The 17,962-nt window shown below is 69.7% G+C and carries 17 protein-coding genes; 7 read left to right on the forward strand and 10 right to left on the reverse strand.

The window, feature by feature from the left end; translation table 11 throughout:
* Positions 1–61 precede the first annotated feature (61 nt).
* From ALIDE2_RS17755 to ALIDE2_RS17765, 3 genes are read left to right on the forward strand one after another with little or no spacing between them, the layout of a single operon-like run.
* The gene (locus tag ALIDE2_RS17755; RefSeq protein ID WP_013722789.1) at positions 62–2,701 is read left to right on the forward strand and encodes an ABC transporter permease; all 2,640 of its coding nucleotides are present in this window, start codon (positions 62–64) and stop codon (positions 2,699–2,701) included.
* Positions 2,702–2,719: 18 nt separating this feature from the next.
* Positions 2,720–3,790 carry a PLP-dependent cysteine synthase family protein gene (locus ALIDE2_RS17760; protein ID WP_013722790.1) on the forward strand — a complete coding sequence of 357 codons (1,071 nt, stop codon included), beginning with the start codon at positions 2,720–2,722 and terminating at the stop codon, positions 3,788–3,790.
* Complete coding sequence (locus tag ALIDE2_RS17765) at positions 3,787–4,881, forward strand: lipocalin-like domain-containing protein (RefSeq protein ID WP_013518230.1); 1,095 nt, start codon at positions 3,787–3,789, stop codon at positions 4,879–4,881. The genes ALIDE2_RS17760 and ALIDE2_RS17765 overlap by 4 nt, the downstream gene beginning before the upstream one ends.
* A 57-nt stretch (positions 4,882–4,938) precedes the next feature.
* On the opposite strand, the gene ALIDE2_RS17770 is transcribed toward ALIDE2_RS17765, so the two are convergent.
* From ALIDE2_RS17770 to ALIDE2_RS17800, 7 genes are all read right to left on the reverse strand, one after another.
* Entirely contained in the window at positions 4,939–5,940 is a 1,002-nt protein-coding gene (locus tag ALIDE2_RS17770) for a branched-chain amino acid ABC transporter permease (protein WP_013518229.1), read from the reverse strand.
* Between the two features lie 18 nt (positions 5,941–5,958).
* A complete protein-coding gene (locus tag ALIDE2_RS17775; RefSeq protein WP_013518228.1) occupies positions 5,959–6,843 on the reverse strand; it encodes a branched-chain amino acid ABC transporter permease in 885 nt (294 codons plus the stop codon).
* Positions 6,844–6,889: 46 nt separating this feature from the next.
* On the reverse strand, positions 6,890–8,089 hold the full coding sequence (locus tag ALIDE2_RS17780; protein ID WP_013518227.1) for an ABC transporter substrate-binding protein: 1,200 nt from the start codon (positions 8,087–8,089) through the stop codon (positions 6,890–6,892).
* A 71-nt stretch (positions 8,090–8,160) separates the two neighbouring features.
* Complete coding sequence (locus tag ALIDE2_RS17785) at positions 8,161–9,363, reverse strand: ABC transporter substrate-binding protein (protein WP_013518226.1); 1,203 nt, start codon at positions 9,361–9,363, stop codon at positions 8,161–8,163.
* Positions 9,364–9,412: 49 nt separating this feature from the next.
* Positions 9,413–10,123: an ABC transporter ATP-binding protein gene (locus ALIDE2_RS17790; protein ID WP_013518225.1), complete on the reverse strand. Its 711-nt coding sequence runs from the start codon at positions 10,121–10,123 to the stop codon at positions 9,413–9,415.
* A 1-nt stretch (position 10,124) separates the two neighbouring features.
* Positions 10,125–10,895, reverse strand: coding sequence for an ABC transporter ATP-binding protein (locus ALIDE2_RS17795; RefSeq protein WP_013518224.1), 771 nt, complete (start codon positions 10,893–10,895; stop codon positions 10,125–10,127).
* Positions 10,896–11,057: 162 nt separating this feature from the next.
* A complete protein-coding gene (locus ALIDE2_RS17800) occupies positions 11,058–11,840 on the reverse strand; it encodes a TOBE domain-containing protein (RefSeq protein ID WP_013722791.1) in 783 nt (260 codons plus the stop codon).
* Between the two features lie 66 nt (positions 11,841–11,906).
* Between ALIDE2_RS17800 and modA the strand changes: the two genes are divergently transcribed.
* The 4 genes from modA to ALIDE2_RS17820 all read left to right on the forward strand — a co-directional run bounded on the left by modA (position 11,907) and on the right by ALIDE2_RS17820 (position 15,565).
* Positions 11,907–12,671, forward strand: a complete 765-nt coding sequence (gene modA / locus ALIDE2_RS17805; protein ID WP_013722792.1) for a molybdate ABC transporter substrate-binding protein — start codon at positions 11,907–11,909, stop codon at positions 12,669–12,671.
* Between the two features lie 93 nt (positions 12,672–12,764).
* On the forward strand, positions 12,765–13,448 hold the full coding sequence (modB, locus tag ALIDE2_RS17810) for a molybdate ABC transporter permease subunit (protein ID WP_013518221.1): 684 nt from the start codon (positions 12,765–12,767) through the stop codon (positions 13,446–13,448).
* Positions 13,445–14,521, forward strand: a complete 1,077-nt coding sequence (modC, locus tag ALIDE2_RS17815; protein ID WP_013722793.1) for a molybdenum ABC transporter ATP-binding protein — start codon at positions 13,445–13,447, stop codon at positions 14,519–14,521. Before modB ends, modC begins: the two co-directional genes overlap by 4 nt.
* Before the next feature lie 114 nt (positions 14,522–14,635).
* Positions 14,636–15,565: a TRADD-N-associated membrane domain-containing protein gene (locus ALIDE2_RS17820; protein ID WP_013518219.1), complete on the forward strand. Its 930-nt coding sequence runs from the start codon at positions 14,636–14,638 to the stop codon at positions 15,563–15,565.
* Positions 15,566–15,585: 20 nt separating this feature from the next.
* On the opposite strand, the gene ALIDE2_RS17825 is transcribed toward ALIDE2_RS17820, so the two are convergent.
* Genes ALIDE2_RS17825 through ALIDE2_RS17835 form a run of 3 tightly spaced genes read right to left on the reverse strand, consistent with a single transcriptional unit; the run spans position 15,586 to position 17,917 of the window.
* The gene (locus tag ALIDE2_RS17825) at positions 15,586–16,413 is read right to left on the reverse strand and encodes an ABC transporter substrate-binding protein (protein WP_013722794.1); all 828 of its coding nucleotides are present in this window, start codon (positions 16,411–16,413) and stop codon (positions 15,586–15,588) included.
* Positions 16,410–17,186 carry an ABC transporter ATP-binding protein gene (locus tag ALIDE2_RS17830; protein ID WP_013722795.1) on the reverse strand — a complete coding sequence of 259 codons (777 nt, stop codon included), beginning with the start codon at positions 17,184–17,186 and terminating at the stop codon, positions 16,410–16,412. The genes ALIDE2_RS17825 and ALIDE2_RS17830 overlap by 4 nt, the downstream gene beginning before the upstream one ends.
* Positions 17,183–17,917: an ABC transporter permease gene (locus tag ALIDE2_RS17835; RefSeq protein WP_013518216.1), complete on the reverse strand. Its 735-nt coding sequence runs from the start codon at positions 17,915–17,917 to the stop codon at positions 17,183–17,185. Before ALIDE2_RS17835 ends, ALIDE2_RS17830 begins: the two co-directional genes overlap by 4 nt.
* Positions 17,918–17,962 lie beyond the last annotated feature (45 nt).

The following is a 17,962-nucleotide window of genomic DNA, read 5'->3' on the forward strand; positions in this document are numbered from 1 at the left end:
GCTGCACCCTATATAGGCCCCCAGCCCCGGGGGTTCAAGGGCCCGGAGCCCGGGGAGTTTGATGTGGCGCAAACCCGCGCGCGCCGCCATCGCGCCGCACAATCGGCCCATGCTGCCCGCCCTTGTGCGCACCTTTTCCTGGCACGAGCTGCGCCGCCACCCCTGGCGCAGCGCGGCCGCCGTGGCCGCGGTCATGCTGGGCGTGGCGCTGGGCTTCGCGGTGCACGTGATCAACGCCTCGGCGCTGGAGGAGTTCAGCCAGGCCGTGCGCGCGGTGGAGGGCCAGCCCGACCTGGAGCTGCGCGCCACGCGCGGCACGCTGCCCGAATCGCTCTACGGCCTGGTGGCGAAAGCGCCGCAGGTGCAGATCGCCAGCCCCTGGCTGGAGCTGCCCGTGCGTGCGCGCAGCAGCGCGGCGCGCGCCGGCGTGCCGCTGCGCGTGCTGGGCGCCGACACGCTGCTGCTGCCCGCCATGGCCCCGGCCCTGGCGCCGCGCGTGTCCGAGGGCGGCGACCGGCTGGCCATGCTGGCGCCGGCCACGGTGTTCCTCAACCCGGCGGCGCAGCAGGCGCTGGGCCTGGGCGCCATCGACGCACATACGCCGCCGATCACGCTACAGGCGGGCCTGGCCACGCACAGCGTGCGCGTGGCCGGCACGGTGGCCGCGGGCGGCCCGCCGCTGGTGCTGATGGACATAGGCGCGGCACAGGACCTGTTCGGCCGCGCGGGCGAGCTCACACGCATAGACCTGCGGCTGCGCCCGGGCGGTACGCGCGCCGTGCTCGAACGCGCGCTGGCCGCCCTGCCCGGCTGGAGCGCGGGCGTGCAGTTCGCCGCGCCGCAGGACGCCGTGCAGCGCGTGGACAGCCTCTCGCGCGCCTACCGCGTCAACCTCACGGTGCTGGCCCTGGTGGCGCTGTTCACCGGCGCCTTCCTGGTGTTCTCGGTGCTCGCGCTCAGCGTGGCCCAGCGCGCGCCGCAGTTGGCGCTGCTGGCCGTGCTGGGCGCCACGCCGCGCGAACGGCTGGCACTGGTGCTGCTGGAGTCCGCTGCCCTGGGCCTGGCGGGCAGCGTGGCCGGCATCACCCTGGGCGCGGCCCTGGCGGCACTGGCGCTCAGGCTGCTCGGCGGCGACCTGGGCGGGGGCTACTTCGCGGGCGTGCAGCCGACGCTGCAGTGGAGCACGGCGGCCGCGCTGGTCTACGGCCTGCTGGGCGTGGCCGCGGCCCTGGCGGGCGGCTGGTGGCCGGCTCGCCAGGCGCAGCGCCTGCCGCCGGCGCAGACGCTCAAGGGCCTGGGCAGCCAAGGCGGGCGCGCCGGCCATCCCTGGGCCGGTATCTTCCTGATAGCTGCCAGCGCTTTGCTGGCAAGCGTTCCACCCATTTTCGGCATACCGCTTGCGGCCTATGTGGCGGTGGGCCTGCTGCTGGTCGGCGGCATGGCGCTGCTGCCCTGGCTGGTGCAGGCCCTGCTCGCGCGGCTGGCGCCGCTGGCCGCGGGCAGCACCCTGGCTTTATTGGCGCTGGAACGCGCGCGCCGCATGCCCGCCGGCGCCGCCGTGGCCGTGGGCGGCGTGGTCGCGGCCCTGAGCCTGGCCGTGGCCCTGACGGTGATGGTGACCAGCTTCCGCGGATCGGTCGGCCAGTGGCTCGACAGCGTGCTGCCCGCGCCGCTGTACCTGCGCGCCGCCGGCGTGGCAGGCGGCGACGAAGCCGCGGTGTTCCCGCCCGGCTTCACCGACGTCCTGGCCCGGCTGCCCGGCGTGGCGCGCGTGCAGGCGCTGCGCAGCAGCAGCGTGCAGCTGCAGGCCAGCCGCCCGGCCGTGGCGCTGCTGGCGCGGCCCCTGGGAGGCGACCCGGCCCGGGCCCTGCCACTGGTGGGCCCCGCCCTGCCCGTGCCGCCGGGGCGCGTGGGCGTGTACGTGAGCGAGGCGGCAGCCGACCTGTATGGCGCCAGGCCGGGCGCGGATTGGCCCGCTCTTTCAGAGACTTTCAGGCCCCCAGTGCTTGATGGACAATCGCCGGAAGCTACGTTTTTCATAGCAGGCGTGTGGCGCGACTACGTGCGCCAGCACGGCGCCATCGCGCTCGACAGCGAGGACTTCGCGCGCCTGACGGGCGACCGGCGCGCCAGCGACCTCGCGCTGTGGCCCACGCCGGGCACGGACGCCGATGCGCTGCGCGCCCAGGTGCTGGCCCGGGCGCGCCTGAACCTGGGCGAGGCGGCCGCCGCGGCGCTGGAGATCACCTCGGCCGAGGCGATACGCGCGCGCTCGCTCGCTATCTTCGACCGCAGCTTCGCCGTCACCTATTGGCTGCAGGCCGTGGCCATCGCGATCGGGCTGTTCGGGGTCGCGGCCAGCTTCAGCGCCCAGGTGCTGGCGCGGCGCAAGGAGTTCGGGCTGCTGGTCCACCTGGGCCTGACGCGCCGGCAGATCCTGGCCGTGGTGGCCGGCGAGGGCGCGGCCTGGACGGCCGTGGGCGCGCTGGCCGGCCTGCTGCTGGGCCTGGCCGTGGCCGCGGTGCTGGTGCACGTGGTGAACCCGCAGAGCTTCCACTGGACCATGGACATGGCCCTGCCCTGGCCGCGCCTGGCGGCCCTGGCGGGCGCCGTGGTGGCGGTGGGCACGCTCACGGCCTGGCTCGCGGGCCGCCAGGCCGCGGGGCGGGATGCGGTGATGGCCGTGAAGGAAGACTGGTAGGGCCGCACAATAGGCACCATGCCCACCATCACCACTCCCGCCCACGACAGCTGGCTGCACGGGGCCATCGCCCGCATCGAGGCCGACTACCAGCGCAGCGCCGACACGCACCTGATCCCCTTGCCGCTGCCCACGTTCTCGGAGGCCGGCATCGACCTGTACCTCAAGGACGAGTCCACCCACCCCACGGGCAGCCTCAAGCACCGCCTCGCGCGCTCGCTGTTCCTGTACGCGCTGTGCAACGGCTGGGTGGACGAGGGCTCCACCATCGTCGAGGCGTCGAGCGGCTCCACCGCCGTGAGCGAGGCCTACTTCGCGCGCCTGCTGGGCCTGCCCTTCGTGGCCGTGATGCCGCGCAGCACCTCGGCCGAGAAGATCGCGCTGATCGAGTTCTACGGCGGGCGCTGCCATTTCGTGGAGAGCGCGGGCGAGGTGTACGAGGCCGCGCACGCCGTGGCCGCGCAGACGGGCGGCCACTACATGGACCAGTTCACCTACGCCGAGCGCGCCACCGACTGGCGTGGCAACAACAACATCGCCGAGAGCATGTTCAGCCAGATGCAGCGCGAGCGCCACCCCGTCCCGCGCTGGATCGTGGTGGGCGCGGGCACGGGCGGCACGAGCGCGACGATAGGCCGCTACGTGCGCTACCAGCGGCACGCCACGCAGGTGTGCGTGGCGGACCCGGCCGGCTCGGTGTTCGGCGCCTACCACCGCACGGGCGACGCCCTGCTGACCGCCCCCGGCTCGCGCATCGAGGGCATAGGCCGGCCGCGCGTGGAGCCGAGCTTCATCCGCACCCTGGTCGACCGCATGGAGGAGGTGCAGGACGTGGACTCCATCGCCGCCATGCGCGCGCTGTCCACGCTCCTGGGCCGGCGCGTAGGGCCGTCCACCGGCACCAACTTCGTCGCCATGCTGACGCTGGCGCAGCAAATGCGCGCACGCGGCGAGCAGGGCTCCATCCTCTCGCTGCTGTGCGACGCGGGCGAGCGCTACCTGCCCACCTACCATGACGCGGCCTGGGTGCGGCGCTGCATGGGCGACTGCGCGGCGGCCGAGCAGCGGCTGCGGGCGCTGCTGGCTTGATAGCCCGCCGCGCGCTGCTGGCGCTGGGCGCATTCGGCGCCCTGGGCGGGCGTGCCCGCGCGCTGCCCGCGCGCACCCTGGCCTTTCCGCGCGACCACGGCAGCCATCCCGACCTGCGCACCGAATGGTGGTACATCACCGGCCAGGCGCGCGCCGACGGGCGGCTGTGGGGCTTCCAGATCACGTTCTTCCGCTCGCGCGTCGATGCCGCGCAGGGCCTGCGTTCGGCCTTCGCGGCGCGCCAGCTCATCTTCGCCCATGCCGCGCTGACCGACGTGCAGGGCGGGCGGCAACTGCACGACCAGCGCATCGCGCGCGCGGGCTTCGGCATTGCGCAGGCGCTGGAGGGCGACACCGACATCCGCCTGCGCGACTGGTCGCTGCTGCGCCGGCCCGCCCCCCTGCCCGGCGCGAGCCGCTACGAGATCCGCGCCCAGGCCGACGGCTTCGCGCTGGAGCTGGACTGCGCCAGCACCCAGCCCGTCCTGCTGCAGGGCGATGCCGGCCTGTCGCGCAAGGGGCCCGGGCCGGAGCAGGCCAGCTACTACTACAGCCAGCCGCAGCTGGCGGTGACGGGCGCCATCACGCTCGGCGGCCGCCGCATGGCCGTGGCCGACGCGGGCGCGCACGACAACCGCGCCTGGATGGACCACGAGTGGAGCGAGGCGCTGATGGCGCCCGATGCCGTGGGCTGGGACTGGATCGGCATGAACCTGCGCGACGGCGCCGCGCTCACCGCCTTCCAGCTGCGGCGCGCCGACGGCAGCGCGCTGTGGGCCGGCGGCTCCTGGCGGCGCGCGGGCGAATCCCGCGCAGAGGTCTTCGGCCCGCAGACGGTGTTGTTCACGCCGCTGCGCCGCTGGCGCAGCCCGGGCAGCGGCGCGCTCTACCCCGTGGAGTGGCGCGTGGACACGCCCGCCGGGCGCTTCGGCGTGCAGGCGCTGCTCGACGCGCAGGAGCTCGACAGCCGGGGCTCCACGGGCGCGATCTACTGGGAAGGCTTGAGCCTGCTGCGCGACGAGGCCGGGCGCGAACTGGGGCGCGGCTACCTGGAGATGACGGGCTACGCGCAGCGGCTGCGGCTGGGTTGAGCGCTGAAAAAAAAGAAAGGCCATGCAGGGCATGGCCAGGTCATGTGCCGAGTCAGGTCAATGAGAGCCGCCGCCCCCGGCGCCGCGCCGCTCCAGCCAGGCGATGATCTCGCCCATGATGCCGCGGCGGAAGGCCAGCACGCAGACCACGAAGATCAGGCCCGTGACGATGGTGACCGACTCGCCCAGGGTGTTGAACCAGTCGATCGTCGTCAGGCTGGCCAGCAGGTTGCCCAGCTCGCCGATCTTGTTCTCCAGCGCCACCACCACGGCGGCGCCGACCAGCGGGCCGCTCAGGGTGCCCATGCCACCCACCAGCGTCATCAGCACCACGTGGCCCGAGGCGCTCCAGTGCACGTCCGACAGCGTGGCGAAGCCCAGCACCAGCGTCTTGAGCGCGCCGGCCAGCCCCGCGATGGCGGCCGAGATCACGAAGGCCAGCAGCTTGAAGCGGTTGGTGTCGTAGCCCAGCGAGGTGGCGCGCGGCTCGTTCTCCTTGATGCCCCTGAGCACCTGGCCGAACGGCGAGTCGATGGTGCGCACGATGAGCAGGAAGGCCAGCACCACGATGACCAGGCACACGTAGTACATGGTCATGTCGCTGGACAGGTCCAGCACGCCGAAGAGCTTACCGCGCGGCACGCCCTGCAGCCCGTCCTCGCCGCCCGTGAAGGGCAGCTGCAGCGCCGCGAAGAACAGCATCTGCGCCAGGGCCAGCGTGATCATGGTGGCGTAGATGCCCTGGCGGCGGATGGTGAACCAGCCCATCACCAGGCCCAGGGCAGCGCCCGACAGCAGGCCGGCGAGCAGCCCCAGCTCGGGCGTGGCGCCCCAGACCTTGACCGCATGGCCCGTCACGTAGGCCGCGCCGCCCAGGAAGGCCGCGTGGCCGAAGGACAGCAGGCCCGTGTAGCCCAGCAGCAGGTTGAAGGCCGAGGCGAACAGCGCGAAGCACAGGAGCTTCATCACGAACACGGGGTAGGCGCCCAGGAAAGGCGCGGCGATCAGGGCGAGCAGCAGCAGGCCATAACCGACGGGGGCAAATTTCTTGACGTTCATGTGGTTCACCCCTGCGGCTTATTTCTCTTTGCCGAACAGGCCGGCGGGGCGGATGAGCAAAACAATGGCCATGATGACGAACACCACGGTGGAAGACGCCTCGGGGTAGAAGACCTTGGTGAAGCCCTCGATCACGCCCAGGCCCAGGCCCGTGAGAATGGAGCCCATGATGGAGCCCATGCCGCCGATCACCACCACGGCGAACACCACGATGATCAGGTTCTGGCCCATGAGCGGCGTGACCTGGTACACGGGCGCCGCCAGCACGCCGGCGAAGGCCGCCAGCGCCGCGCCGAAGGCGTAGGTCAGCGTGATCATCACGGGCACGTTGACGCCGAAGGCCTCGACCAGGCGCGGGTTCTCGGTGCCGGCGCGCAGGTAGGCGCCGAGCTTGGTCTTCTCGATCACGTACCAGGTGGCGATGCACACCACGATGGAGGCCACCACCACCCAGGCGCGGTAGTTGGGCAGGATCATGAAGCCCAGGTTGGTCGCGCCCTCGAGCAGCTCGGGCGTGTCGTAGCCCAGGCCCGAGACGCCGTAGATGGAGCGGAAGACCCCCTCGATCACCATGGTCAGCCCGAGCGTGAGCAGCAGGCCGTACAGGTGGTCGAGCTTGTAGATCCAGCGCAGCAGCAGCCGCTCCAAGACGACGCCGAACACGCCCACCAGCAGCGGCGCGGCAATCAGCATCACCCAGTAGTTGACGCCGAAGTAGTTCATGGCCATCCAGGTGATCAGCGCCCCCAGCATGAACAGCGCGCCATGCGCGAAATTGATCACGTTGAGCAAGCCGAAGATCACGGCCAGCCCCAGACTGAGGATCGCGTAGAACGAGCCATTGACCAGCCCCAGAAGGAGCTGGCTCAACATGGCCGGCATTGAGACACCAAAGATTTCCATTTGAACCAAACGCTACGGTGGAGGAGTGGGGTCGGTCAGCGCGCCATTACTTCCACAGCGCGCACTTGCTCTCGGCCTTGGTGGTGAACACCTCTTCGCCGGGCAGCTTCTTGACGATCTTGTAGTAGTCCCAGGTGCCCTTGGACTCCTTGGGCGCCTTGACCTGCACCAGGTACATGTCGTGCACGTAGCGGCCGTCGGGGCGGATCTGGCCCTTGGCGAAGAAGTCGTCCATCTTCATGCCGCGCCATGCGGCCATGACCTTGTCGGCATCGGTGGTGCCGGCAGCCTGCACGGCCTTGAGGTAGTTCATCGTTGCCGAGTAGTCGGCCGCCTGGATCTCCGTGGGGCGGCGCTTGGTCTTCGCCATGAACTTGTCGGCGAACTTGCGCGAGGCGTCGTCCATGTCCCAGTACCAGCTGGTGACGAACTGCATGCCCTCGGTGTTCTTCAGGCCCAGGCTGTGGATGTCGCTGTAGAAGACCAGCAGCGGCGTCACCTTCATGGTCTTGCCGATGCCGAATTCCTTGGCCGCCTTGATGGTGTTGATGGTGTCGCCGCCCGCGTTGGCCAGCGCCAGCACCTGGGCCTTGGAGTTCTGCGCCTGCAGCAGGAAGGACGAGAAGTCCGACGCGTTGAGCGGATGGCGCACCGCTCCGACCACGGTGCCGCCCTTGTCCTTCACCACCTTGGAGGCATCGGCCTCCATCGCGTGGCCGAAGGCGTAGTCGGCCGTCAGGAAGAACCAGCTCTTGTCCCCGTTGGCGACCATGGCGCCGGCCGAGCCCTTGGACAGCGCCACGGTGTCGTAAGCGTAGTGCACGGTGTAGGGCGTGCACTGCTCGTTGGTCAGCGCCGAGGACGCCGCGCCATTGTTGATCATCACGCGCTTCTTCTCCTCGGCGACCTTGGCCAGCGCCAGGGCGGTGCCGGAGTTGGTGCCGCTGAAGATCATCGTCAGGCCCTGGGTGTCGATCCACTCGCGCGCCTTGCTGGCGGCGATGTCTGCCTTGTTCTGGTGGTCCGCGCTCATGAGCTCGATGGGCATGCCGAGCACCTTGCCGCCGAAGTCGTCGATGGCCATCTGGATGGCCGTCGCCCCGTACTTGCCTTCGAGGTCGGCGTAGAGGCTGGACATGTCGGAGATGTAGCCGATCTTGACCTTGTCCTGCGCCTGGGCCGGCGCCGCCATGAGCCCTGCGACGCCGAGCACGGCGGCCGCCAATGTCGTGAGTTTCGCCTTCATGTCCTGTCTCCTGTGTCGTTCATGTTCTTGCCTTCAACGCCGGGTACGGCCCCGGGGGGCCGTGGCCCGGTTCACTTCCACAAGGCGCACTTGCTCTCGGCCTTGGTGGTGAACACCTGGTCGCCTGGCAGCTTGGCCACGACCTTGTAGTAGTCCCAGGGCTCCTTGGATTCGGCGGGCGACTTCACCTGCATCAGGTACATGTCGTGCACGAAGCGGCCGTCGGGGCGGATGACGCCCTTGGCGTAGAAGTCGTCGATCGGGGTGGACTTGAGCTTGGCCATCACCTTGTCTGCATCGGTGGTGCCGGCAGCCTGCACGGCCTTGAGGTAGTTCATCGTGGCCGAGTAGTCAGCGGCATGGATGTCCGTGGGCATGCGCTTGGTCTTGGCGAAGAACTTCTTGCCGAACGCGCGCGTCTGGTCGTTGAGGTTCCAGTCCCAGCTCGTGGTCAGCAGCAGGCCCTCGGTGTTCTTCAGGCCCAGGCTGTGGATGTCGGTAATGAACACCAGCAGGCCGGCCATCTTCATGGTCTTGGTGATGCCGAACTCCTTGGCCGCCTTGATGGCGTTGATGGTGTCGCCGCCCGCGTTGGCCAGGCCCAGGATCTGCGCCTTGGAGTTCTGCGCCTGCAGCAGGAAGGACGAGAAGTCGGATGCGTTCAGCGGATGCCTGACGCTGCCCAGCACGCGGCCGCCGTTTTCCTTCACCACCTTGGCGGTATCGGCCTCCAGCGCTGCGCCGAAGGCATAGTCGGCCGTCAGGAAGAACCAGTCCTTGCCGCCCTGCTTGACCACGGCGCTGCCCGTGCCCTTGGCCAGGGCCACGGTGTCGTAGGCGTAGTGCACGGTGTAGGGGCTGCACTGCTCGTTGGTCAGCGCCGAGGAGCCCGCGCCGTTGACCAGGAAGACGCGCTTTTTCTCGTCCGCGATCTTGGCCATGGCCAACGCCGTGCCGGAGTTGGTGCCGCCGAACAGCATGGTCAGGCCCTGGGTGTCGATCCACTCGCGCGCCTTGCTGGCGGCGATGTCGGCCTTGTTCTGGTGGTCAGCCGAGAGCAGCTCGATGGGCTTGCCGAGCACCTTGCCGCCAAAGTCGTCGATGGCCATCTGGATGGCCAGGGCGCCGTTCTTGCCCTCCACGTCGGCGTAGAGGCTGGACATGTCGGTAATGAAGCCGATCTTGACCTTATCCTGCGCATGCGCCTGCATGGCCGACAGGCCCAGGCCCGCCATCCCAAGCATCGTCACCAGGGTCTTGAGTGTCTTTTGCATCGTTGCCTCCTTCAGGGTCAGAAATGGGAACATGGGGAACCGGCGCGGCTCAGACGCCCAGCAGTTGGTTGAGCACCGGCATCCTGGCTTCGAGCTCGGCCGCGCCGAACTCCAGCGCGATGCGGCCGTGCTCCATGACGTAGAAGCGGTCGGCCAGCGGCGCGGCGAAGCGGAAGTTCTGTTCCACCATGACCACGGTGTAGCCCTTCTCGCGCAGCATGACGATCATGCGCGCCAGGGCCTGCACGATCACGGGGGCCAGCCCTTCCGAGATCTCGTCGAGCAGCAGCAGCTTGGCGCCCGTGCGCAGGATGCGCGCCACGGCCAGCATCTGCTGCTCGCCGCCCGACAGGCGCGTGCCCTGGCTGTTCTTGCGTTCGGCCAAGTTGGGGAACATGGCGTAGATCTCGTCGATCGGCATGCCCTGCGTGCCCGTCTTGAGCACGGGCGGCAGCAGCAGGTTCTCCTCGCACGACAGGCTGGAGAAGATGCCGCGCTCCTCGGGGCAATAGCCCACACCCAGGTGCGCGATGCGGTGCGTGGGCATGGCGATGGTTTCCTGGCCGTTGATCCTGATCGAGCCCTTGCGGGCGCCGGTCAGGCCCATGATGGCGCGCAGCGTGGACGTGCGCCCGGCGCCGTTGCGCCCCAGCAGCGTGACGACCTCGCCGGGCTGCACGAGCATGTCCACGCCGTGCAGCACGTGCGACTCGCCGTACCAGGCCTGTAGGTTGCGGATTTCCAGTGCGGGCGTCGCCATGTCAGTGCGCCCCCTGCAGTTGGCCGTCGGTCGTGCCCATGTACGCTTCCATGACTTGCGGGTTCTTCGAGACTTCTTCGTACGGCCCTTCGGCCAGCACGGCGCCGCGCTGCAGCACCGTGATGCAATCGGCGATGGTCGCGATGACCTTCATGTTGTGCTCCACCATGAGGATGGTGCGCCCGGCCGAGACCTTCTTGATGAGCTGCGTGACGCGGTCCACGTCCTCGTGGCCCATGCCCTGCGTGGGCTCGTCCAGCAGCATGAGCTCGGGCTCCATGGCCAGCGTGGTGGCGATCTCGAGAGCGCGCTTGCGGCCGTAGGGCAGGTTGACCGTGACCTCGTCGGCCAGGTCCTCCAGGCCCACCTCGGCCAGCAGCTCCAGGGCGCGCCCGTTCAACTGGTTCAGGCTGCTCTGGCTGCGCCAGAAGTGGTAGCTCGTACCCAGCTTGCGCTGGAGGCCCAGGCGCACGTTCTCCATCAGCGTGAGGTGCGGGAACACGGCCGAGATCTGGAACGAGCGGATCACGCCGCGCCGCGCGATCTGCGCCGGCTGCTCGTGCGTGATGTCGTGGCCGTTGAAATGGATCGTGCCCGAGGTCGGCACCAGAAACTTGGTCAGCAGGTTGAAGCAGGTGGTCTTGCCCGCGCCGTTGGGCCCGATCAGGGCATGGATGGAGCCACGGCGCACGGACAGATTCACGTCGCTGACCGCCGTGAAGCCCTTGAACTCCTTGGTGAGGTGGGAAGTTTTCAGTATGACGTCGCTCATTGCCACCGGACACGCGCCGCGCACGCGCGGCAGGCCCCGTCTCCATGTTTATGTTGCGCTGCATCGTAAAAGGCGAATTCGGCCATCATGAACGGGAGAAATGCCTACGTACAAACGCCTAAGCTGCTACGGATCGTGAAAGAGCCACCCATACTGTGGTAGTCAGACGACGGCCAGCACGATGGCCGACTCCTCGGCCGCCAGCACCACGCGCGAGCGCGCGCGCAGGCCCGAGCCCGCGGCGGCGAAGCCCACCATCTGCACGCCGGCATCGAGCTGCGCGGCCACCTCGTCGCCAAGCTCCCCGCGCGACACGCGCACGGCCCGCCCCGGCCACCGGTTGCCGTCCTGCGCGGCCCCGGCCGCCGCGAGTGGCAGGACGTGCACCGCCGTGGCCTTGCACAGGGCCTGCACGGGTAGGCCCGGGCGCAGGCCCAGCAGCTCGGCGCTCTCGCGCGTGATGCGCGAGCACACGGCCAGCCCCGCGACCGCGCCGACCGCGCCGCGCAGGTGCACGCGCACGATCTGGCCGCGGGACTCCATGGCCTGCACGGTGCAGGGCCACTGGTTGCGCATGCTGGTGCGCACCGACAGGCGCGCCACGGCCGCATCCGCATCGCCCCCCTCGCCCAGCCCCACCAGCACCGCGGAGCGCGCCTGCTGCACGGCATCGGCCGTGGCCAGCAGCTGCCGGCCCGCGGGCGTGAGCCGCGCGCCGCCCCCGCCCACGCCGCCCACCACGCGCTCCACCAGCGCCACGCCCGCCAGGTTGGTGAGCGTGTCCAGCGCCTGCCATGCGGCCTTGTAGCTCACGCCCACGGCGCGCGCGGCCTGCGAGATGGAGCCGCCCTGCCCGATCTGGCGCAGGATGTCGATGCGCTTGTCAGCCATGCCGTGGCCCAGCGCATCCTTGAACGAAACGGGTGATTGCATGAGGTGCATCATGCCCGTCCGCCAGGCGCTCGCCTATACTCGTCCGCTATTCACATTGGTAATAGCGAGGCCGATCCCATGAACCATCCCCCCCTCCTGCACCGCACGCTGTCCGCCCTGGGCCTGGCCGCCCTGATGCTGCCCGGCGCCCATGCCGGCGAAGTCTCGGTGGCCGTGGCCGCCAACTTCACCGCGCCCATGCAGAAGATCGCCGCGCAGTTCGAGCAGGACACGGGCCACAAGGCCGTGCTCTCGTTCGGCGCCACGGGCAAGTTCTACGCGCAGATCAAGAACGGCGCGCCGTTCGGCATCCTGCTGGCAGCCGACGACAGCACGCCCGAGAAGATCGCCAGGGAAGGCCTGGGCGAGGGCGCCACGCGCTTCACCTACGCCATCGGCCAGCTGGTGCTGTGGAGCAAGCAGCCCGGCTACGTGGACGCCGAGGGCAAGGTGCTGCAGAAGACCGACTGGCAGCACATCGCCATCGCCAACCCCAAGCTGGCGCCCTACGGCCTGGCGGCCATGCAGACGCTGGACAAGCTGGGCCTCACGGCCCAGGTGCAGCCGCGCGTGGTCACCGGCGAGAACATCGGCCAGACCTACCAGTTCGCCGCATCGGGCAACGCGCAGCTGGGCTTCGTGGCGCTCTCGCAGGTCACGGAGGACGGCAAGCTGCGCGAGGGCTCGGCCTGGGTGGTGCCCGGCAACCTGCACGGGCCCATCCGCCAGGACGCCATCGTGCTCAAGCCCGGCCAGGGCAACGCGGCCGCCGCGGCGCTCATGGACTACCTGCGCGGCGCCAAGGCCCGCGCCGTCATCAAGTCCTACGGCTACTCATTTTGATAGCGCCTTACGCCTTTCTTTTCTTGGTTTCATTATGATTCGTACCTGAAACCAAGGAATGGCAGGCGCTGGCAGCTCCCGCTTCAATAGCAATTGATCCCTTCTTTCCTGAGCCCCGAGGACTGGGCCGCCATCACCCTCACGCTGGAGCTGGCCGGCACCACCACCGTGCTGCTGCTGGCGCTGTGCACGCCGCTGGCCTGGTGGCTGGCGCACACGCGCTCGCGCTGGCGCGGGCCGGTGGGCGCGGTGGTGGCGCTGCCGCTGGTGCTGCCGCCCACAGTGATCGGCTTCTACCTGCTGGTGACCATGGGGCCCAACGGGCCCATCGGGCACCTGACCGAATCGCTGGGGCTGGGGCGGCTGCCGTTCACCTTTCCGGGGCTGGTGATCGGCTCCATCGTGTATTCCCTGCCCTTCGCGGTGCAGCCGCTGCAGCGCGCCTTCGAGGCCCTGGGCCGGCGCCCGCTGGAGGTGGCGGCCACGCTGGGCGCGGGCCCGCTGGACCGCTTCTTCACCGTGGCCCTGCCGCTGGCGCGCCCGGGCTTCGTCACCGCCGCCATCCTGAGCTTCGCGCACACCGTGGGCGAGTTCGGCGTGGTGCTCATGCTCGGCGGCAACATTCCCGGCGTGACGCGCGTGGTGTCGGTGCAGATCTACGACCACGTGGAGGCCATGGAGTACGCCCAGGCCCACTGGCTGGCTGGCGGCATGGTGGCGTTCTCGTTCGTCGTGCTCATGCTGCTGCACTGGCTGCAGCCCAAGGGGGCGCGATGAGCGGCATCCACGCCCGCCTGCTCGTTTCGCGCCCGGACTTCACGCTCGACGTGGACCTGCGGCTGCCCGGCACCGGCGTGACGGCGCTGTTCGGCCCCTCGGGCTGCGGCAAGACCACGTGCCTGCGCGCCGTGGCGGGGCTGGAGCGCACCGAGGGCCGCGTGCAGGTCAACGGCGAAACCTGGCAGGACAGCGCCGCCGGCCAGTGGCTGCCCACGCACCGGCGCGCGCTGGGCTACGTGTTCCAGGAAGCGAGCCTGTTCCCGCACCTGGACGTGCGGCGCAACATGGAATACGGCCTGCGCCGCCAGCCGCCCGCGCGCCGCCACGTGTCGCTGGAGCAGGCCGTGGAGCTGCTGGGCCTGGGCGCGCTGCTCTCGCGCATGCCGCACACGCTGTCGGGCGGCGAGCGCCAGCGCGTGGCCATTGCGCGCGCCCTGGCCGCCAGCCCGCGCGTGCTGCTGATGGACGAGCCCCTGGCCGCGCTGGACGCCGCGCGCAAGGCCGAGGTCATGCCCTACCTGGAGCGCTTGCAGCGCGGCCTGGACATTCCCGTGCTCTACGTGAGCCACTCGCCCGACGAGGTGGCGCGCCTGGCTTCGCACTTGGTGCTGCTCGAGAACGGACGCGTGGTCGAGCAGGGCACGCCCGCCACACTGATGGCGCGGCTGGACCTGCCCTTCGCGCATGGCGATGCGGCCGCCGCGCTGGTCGAGGCGCGCGTGACGGCGCACGATGCGCGCGACCACCTGCTCACGGCGCAGTTCGGGGGCGGCCTGCTGCGCCTCGTCAGCTCCCGCGCGCGCGCCGTGGGCGAGCGCGTGCGCCTGCGCATTCCCGCGCGCGACGTGAGCATCGCGCTCGCCCAGGCCCAGGGCAGCAGCATCCTGAACCTGCTGCCCGCGCGCATCACCACGCTGGCCGACGACAGCCCGGGCCAGGTGCTGGTGCGGCTGGACGCGGGCGGCACGGTGCTGCTCGCGCGCATCACCCGGCACTCATGCACCGAACTGGCGCTGGCCGAGGGGCAGACGGTGTGGGCGCAGGTCAAGGGCGTGGCGCTGGTCGATTGAGGCTGCGCCCCTGCGCAGTCCTTCTCAGCGCCGCGTCTTTGGCGTAGGCTGTGGGCGTTCCTTGCGCCCCCGTTTCGGGCCGGTTTCCTGGCATTTGCGTACAGGAGGTGATCCATGAATACCACCACGAATGGCGCGGCGGCCGAGCCGGCCGCACCGGCCGAGGAAAGCGGGGAACCGGGCCGGCCCAAGCCACAGGAAACCACGGGGCTCGATAAATTCCAGCTGGTGCTGGCGACGAGACCGGTGCTGCGCAATGCGGCCCTGGTATTTTGCGTGTGCCTTTTTCCCGTGGCCATGGCCCTTACCTGGTTCGCATGGTTTCTCTGGCTGCCGAAGGTCTGGGACTGGTCTTTCGCGGAATTCACGCTGAGAAGCGTCCCCGGGTTCTTCGGGGTATTTTTTATTGCCTTTCTTCCCATTTATGCACTCATCGGCGCATTCATCGCGACGGCATATGTCGTGGAGGTCTACACGGACGAGGCCACCAAGAAAGTCAGGCTCGTCCTGGAACGCGGAAGCTCGCTGCAATCCAATGCCGAGGACGAGCTTGCGAAGCAGGACCAAAGCGGGCTCGTGCCGCTTCTTCGGTACAGCAGGGTGCAGCTGGAGTCCTACTACGCGATAGGGCTCACCCAGACGCAGAGAAGCTTCCGGTACAGCATCATCGCGATGTGGATCGGGTTCGCTGTGATCCTGGGCGGCATCATCATCCGCGTGGTGGACCTGGACCGGTTCGGCCTGCGCCCCCTCGATACCGACATCAGCACGCTCATCATCATTTCCGGCGCGATCATCGAGGTCATCTCGGCACTTTTCCTCTGGGTCTACCGCAGCTCGGTCCGGCAACTCACCTACTTCTACAACCGCCAGCTGTACAACCACAGCATATTGATGTCGCAACGCATCGCCGAGACGATGACGAGCGCGGACGAGATCAAGAAAACGATCATCGAGAAACTGCTCGACCGTTCCTGGGCCTATGAGCCGGACACCCTGCCGTCCGGGCAGTCGCTGCTGTCCTTCCGCTCGCCAAAGGGATAGGCCGCGGCCCCGGACCTTGCCTAATTGCTGCCGGCGTTCGGGAAGAACAGCTGCTCGCCGTTGATCTTGTAGGCGGCGATCGTGCCCTGGCCCGCGGGCGACGTCACCCAGTCGACGAACTTCTGCGCCTCGGCCTGCTTCACGTGCGGGTGCTTGGCCGGGTTCACCACCATCACGCCGTACTGGTTGAACAGGCGCTTGTCGCCCTCCACCAGCACGGCGAGGCTGTCGCGGTTCTTGAAGTTGAGCCAGGTGCCGCGGTCCGACAGCACGTAGGCGCCGCTGGCGGCGGCGATGTTCAGCGCCGGGCCCATGCCGCAGCCGCATTCCTTGTAGCCGCTGCCCTTGGCGTCGGGGCTGGCGATCTTCCAGTAGCGCAGCTCGGCCGCGTGCGTGCCGCTCTTGTCGCCGCGCGAGATGAACTCGGCGTTGGCGGCGGCGATCTTCTTGAGCGCCGCGACGATGTCGTTGCCCCGCACGCCGGCCGGGTCGCCCTTGCCGCCCACGAGGATGAAGTCGTTGTACATGACCGGGTAGCGCTTGACGCCCCAGCCGTCGGCCACGAATTTCTCCTCCGCCGCCTGGTCGTGCACGAAGAGCACGTCGGCGTCGCCGCGGCGCGCCATGTCCAGCGCCTGGCCCGTGCCCACGGCCACCACCTTGACGTCGATGCCCGTGGCCTGCTTGAACGCGGGCAGCAGGTGCGAGAACAGGCCCGACTGTTCGGTGGACGTGGTGGACGCCATGGTGATGACCTGCGCCGCCGCGCTCCAGGAAGCTATCAAACAAATAGCTGCTACCGCAGTCTGGGTAATCGCTACAGGCCTAAAACGCTTCAAACGCATCATGTCATCTCTCCTTTGACGAACAAACGGGCGGCCTCGGGCAGCGGGCCGTTGAAGAAATCGTGCACGGGCAGGTCGGCCAGGACGCGGCCGTGCTCCAGGTAGACCACGCGGCTGGCCAGGCGCTTGACCTGGCCCAGGTTGTGGCTGCTGAAGACCATGGTCAGCGGCTGCGCGGGGCCGGCGCTGCCGTGGCTGGCGGCGAAGTCGGCCATCAGCGCCTCGACCTCGCGCTTGGCATGCGGATCCAGGCTGGCGGTGGGCTCGTCGAGCAGCAGCACGTCGGGCCGCAACGCCCAGGCGCCCGCGAACGCCAGGCGCTGCTGCTGCCCGCCCGAGAGGGTGCGCGCGTTCCGCCGAACGACGTCCTGCAGCCCCACGCGCTGCAGCGCCGCCGCGGCCTGCGCGCGCGCCTGCTTCCAGCGCACGCCGCGCAGCCACAGGCCCAGGGCCACGTTGCTGACGGCACTGGCGCGCAGCACGAAGGGGCGCTGGAACACCATGGCCACGCGCGGCGTGCCATCGCGGCGCATCTGGCCGGCGCTGGGGCGCACCAGGCCGTGCAGCACGCGCAGCAGCGTGCTCTTGCCGCTGCCGTTGGCGCCCACCAGGGCCACGCGCTCGCCGGGCAGCACGCGCAGGTTCACACCGGCCAGCGCCTGCACGGCGCCGTAGCGCACGCCCAGGTCGCGCAGCGCGAACAGCGGCGGCTCCAGGGTCTGCACGTCCTGCGGCTGGGCGGCCCTGCGCCATGCGGGTGCGGGCACCACGCTCATGCGGCCACCGCCATGCCGCCGATGGCGGCGCCATCCACGCGCTGGCGCCAGCGGCGCAGCACGGCGATCAGCACGTTGAGCAGCAGCACCACAGCCAGCAGCACCAGGCCCAGCCCCAGGGCCAGCGGCAGGTCGCCCTTGCTGGTCTCCAGCGCGATGGCGGTGGTCATGACGCGCGTGAAGCCGTCGATGTTGCCGCCCACGATCATCACCGCGCCCACCTCCGAGACGGCGCGGCCGAACGCCGCTATCAGCACCGTGAGCAGCGCGTAGCGCTCGTCCCATGCGATCAGCAGCGCGCGCAGCAGCGTGCCCGCGCCGAGCGAGCGCAGTTGCTCGCCGTGCACGCGCTCGGCGTCCTCGACCACCTGGCGCGTGAGGGCCGTGACCACGGGCAGCACCAGCAGCGCCTGCGCCAGCACCATGGCCTTGAACGAGAACAGCCAGCCCAGGCCGCCCAGCGGCCCGGTGCGCGACAGCAGCAGGTACACGCCCAGCCCCACCACCACCGATGGCACGGCCAGCAGCGTGTTGAGCACCGTCAGCACCCCGTCGCGCCCGGCGAAGCGCGCCACGCCCAGCCATGCGCCCAGCACCACGCCGGCGCCGCAGGCCAGCGCGCAGGCCGTGGCGCTCACGGACAGGGAGCGGGCGACGATGGTCCAGAGGACCGCATCGGCGGAGGTGACGAGGTTCAGCGCCGTCGCGACGCTTTGCGAAATGGCGGACATGGGTTGGGCTATCGTATGCAGCAATCCGTTACCAGCCCATATGAA

It is taken from the genome of Alicycliphilus denitrificans K601 (genome assembly GCF_000204645.1).
Classification (GTDB): domain Bacteria; phylum Pseudomonadota; class Gammaproteobacteria; order Burkholderiales; family Burkholderiaceae_C; genus Alicycliphilus; species Alicycliphilus denitrificans.

Excerpts from the sequence above, each read along its gene's own strand:
- ALIDE2_RS17755 (WP_013722789.1), top strand. The coding sequence starts at position 62 with ATGTGGCGCAAACCCGCGCGCGCCGCCATCGCGCCGCACAATCGGCCC.
- ALIDE2_RS17760 (WP_013722790.1), top strand. The coding sequence starts at position 2,720 with ATGCCCACCATCACCACTCCCGCCCACGACAGCTGGCTGCACGGGGCC.
- ALIDE2_RS17770 (WP_013518229.1), bottom strand. The coding sequence starts at position 5,940 with ATGAACGTCAAGAAATTTGCCCCCGTCGGTTATGGCCTGCTGCTGCTC.
- ALIDE2_RS17775 (WP_013518228.1), bottom strand. The coding sequence starts at position 6,843 with ATGGAAATCTTTGGTGTCTCAATGCCGGCCATGTTGAGCCAGCTCCTT.
- ALIDE2_RS17780 (WP_013518227.1), bottom strand. The coding sequence starts at position 8,089 with ATGAAGGCGAAACTCACGACATTGGCGGCCGCCGTGCTCGGCGTCGCA.
- ALIDE2_RS17785 (WP_013518226.1), bottom strand. The coding sequence starts at position 9,363 with ATGCAAAAGACACTCAAGACCCTGGTGACGATGCTTGGGATGGCGGGC.
- ALIDE2_RS17790 (WP_013518225.1), bottom strand. The coding sequence starts at position 10,123 with ATGGCGACGCCCGCACTGGAAATCCGCAACCTACAGGCCTGGTACGGC.
- ALIDE2_RS17795 (WP_013518224.1), bottom strand. The coding sequence starts at position 10,895 with ATGAGCGACGTCATACTGAAAACTTCCCACCTCACCAAGGAGTTCAAG.
- ALIDE2_RS17800 (WP_013722791.1), bottom strand. The coding sequence starts at position 11,840 with ATGATGCACCTCATGCAATCACCCGTTTCGTTCAAGGATGCGCTGGGC.
- modA (WP_013722792.1), top strand. The coding sequence starts at position 11,907 with ATGAACCATCCCCCCCTCCTGCACCGCACGCTGTCCGCCCTGGGCCTG.
- modC (WP_013722793.1), top strand. The coding sequence starts at position 13,445 with ATGAGCGGCATCCACGCCCGCCTGCTCGTTTCGCGCCCGGACTTCACG.
- ALIDE2_RS17820 (WP_013518219.1), top strand. The coding sequence starts at position 14,636 with ATGAATACCACCACGAATGGCGCGGCGGCCGAGCCGGCCGCACCGGCC.
- ALIDE2_RS17825 (WP_013722794.1), bottom strand. The coding sequence starts at position 16,413 with ATGATGCGTTTGAAGCGTTTTAGGCCTGTAGCGATTACCCAGACTGCG.
- ALIDE2_RS17830 (WP_013722795.1), bottom strand. The coding sequence starts at position 17,186 with ATGAGCGTGGTGCCCGCACCCGCATGGCGCAGGGCCGCCCAGCCGCAG.
- ALIDE2_RS17835 (WP_013518216.1), bottom strand. The coding sequence starts at position 17,917 with ATGTCCGCCATTTCGCAAAGCGTCGCGACGGCGCTGAACCTCGTCACC.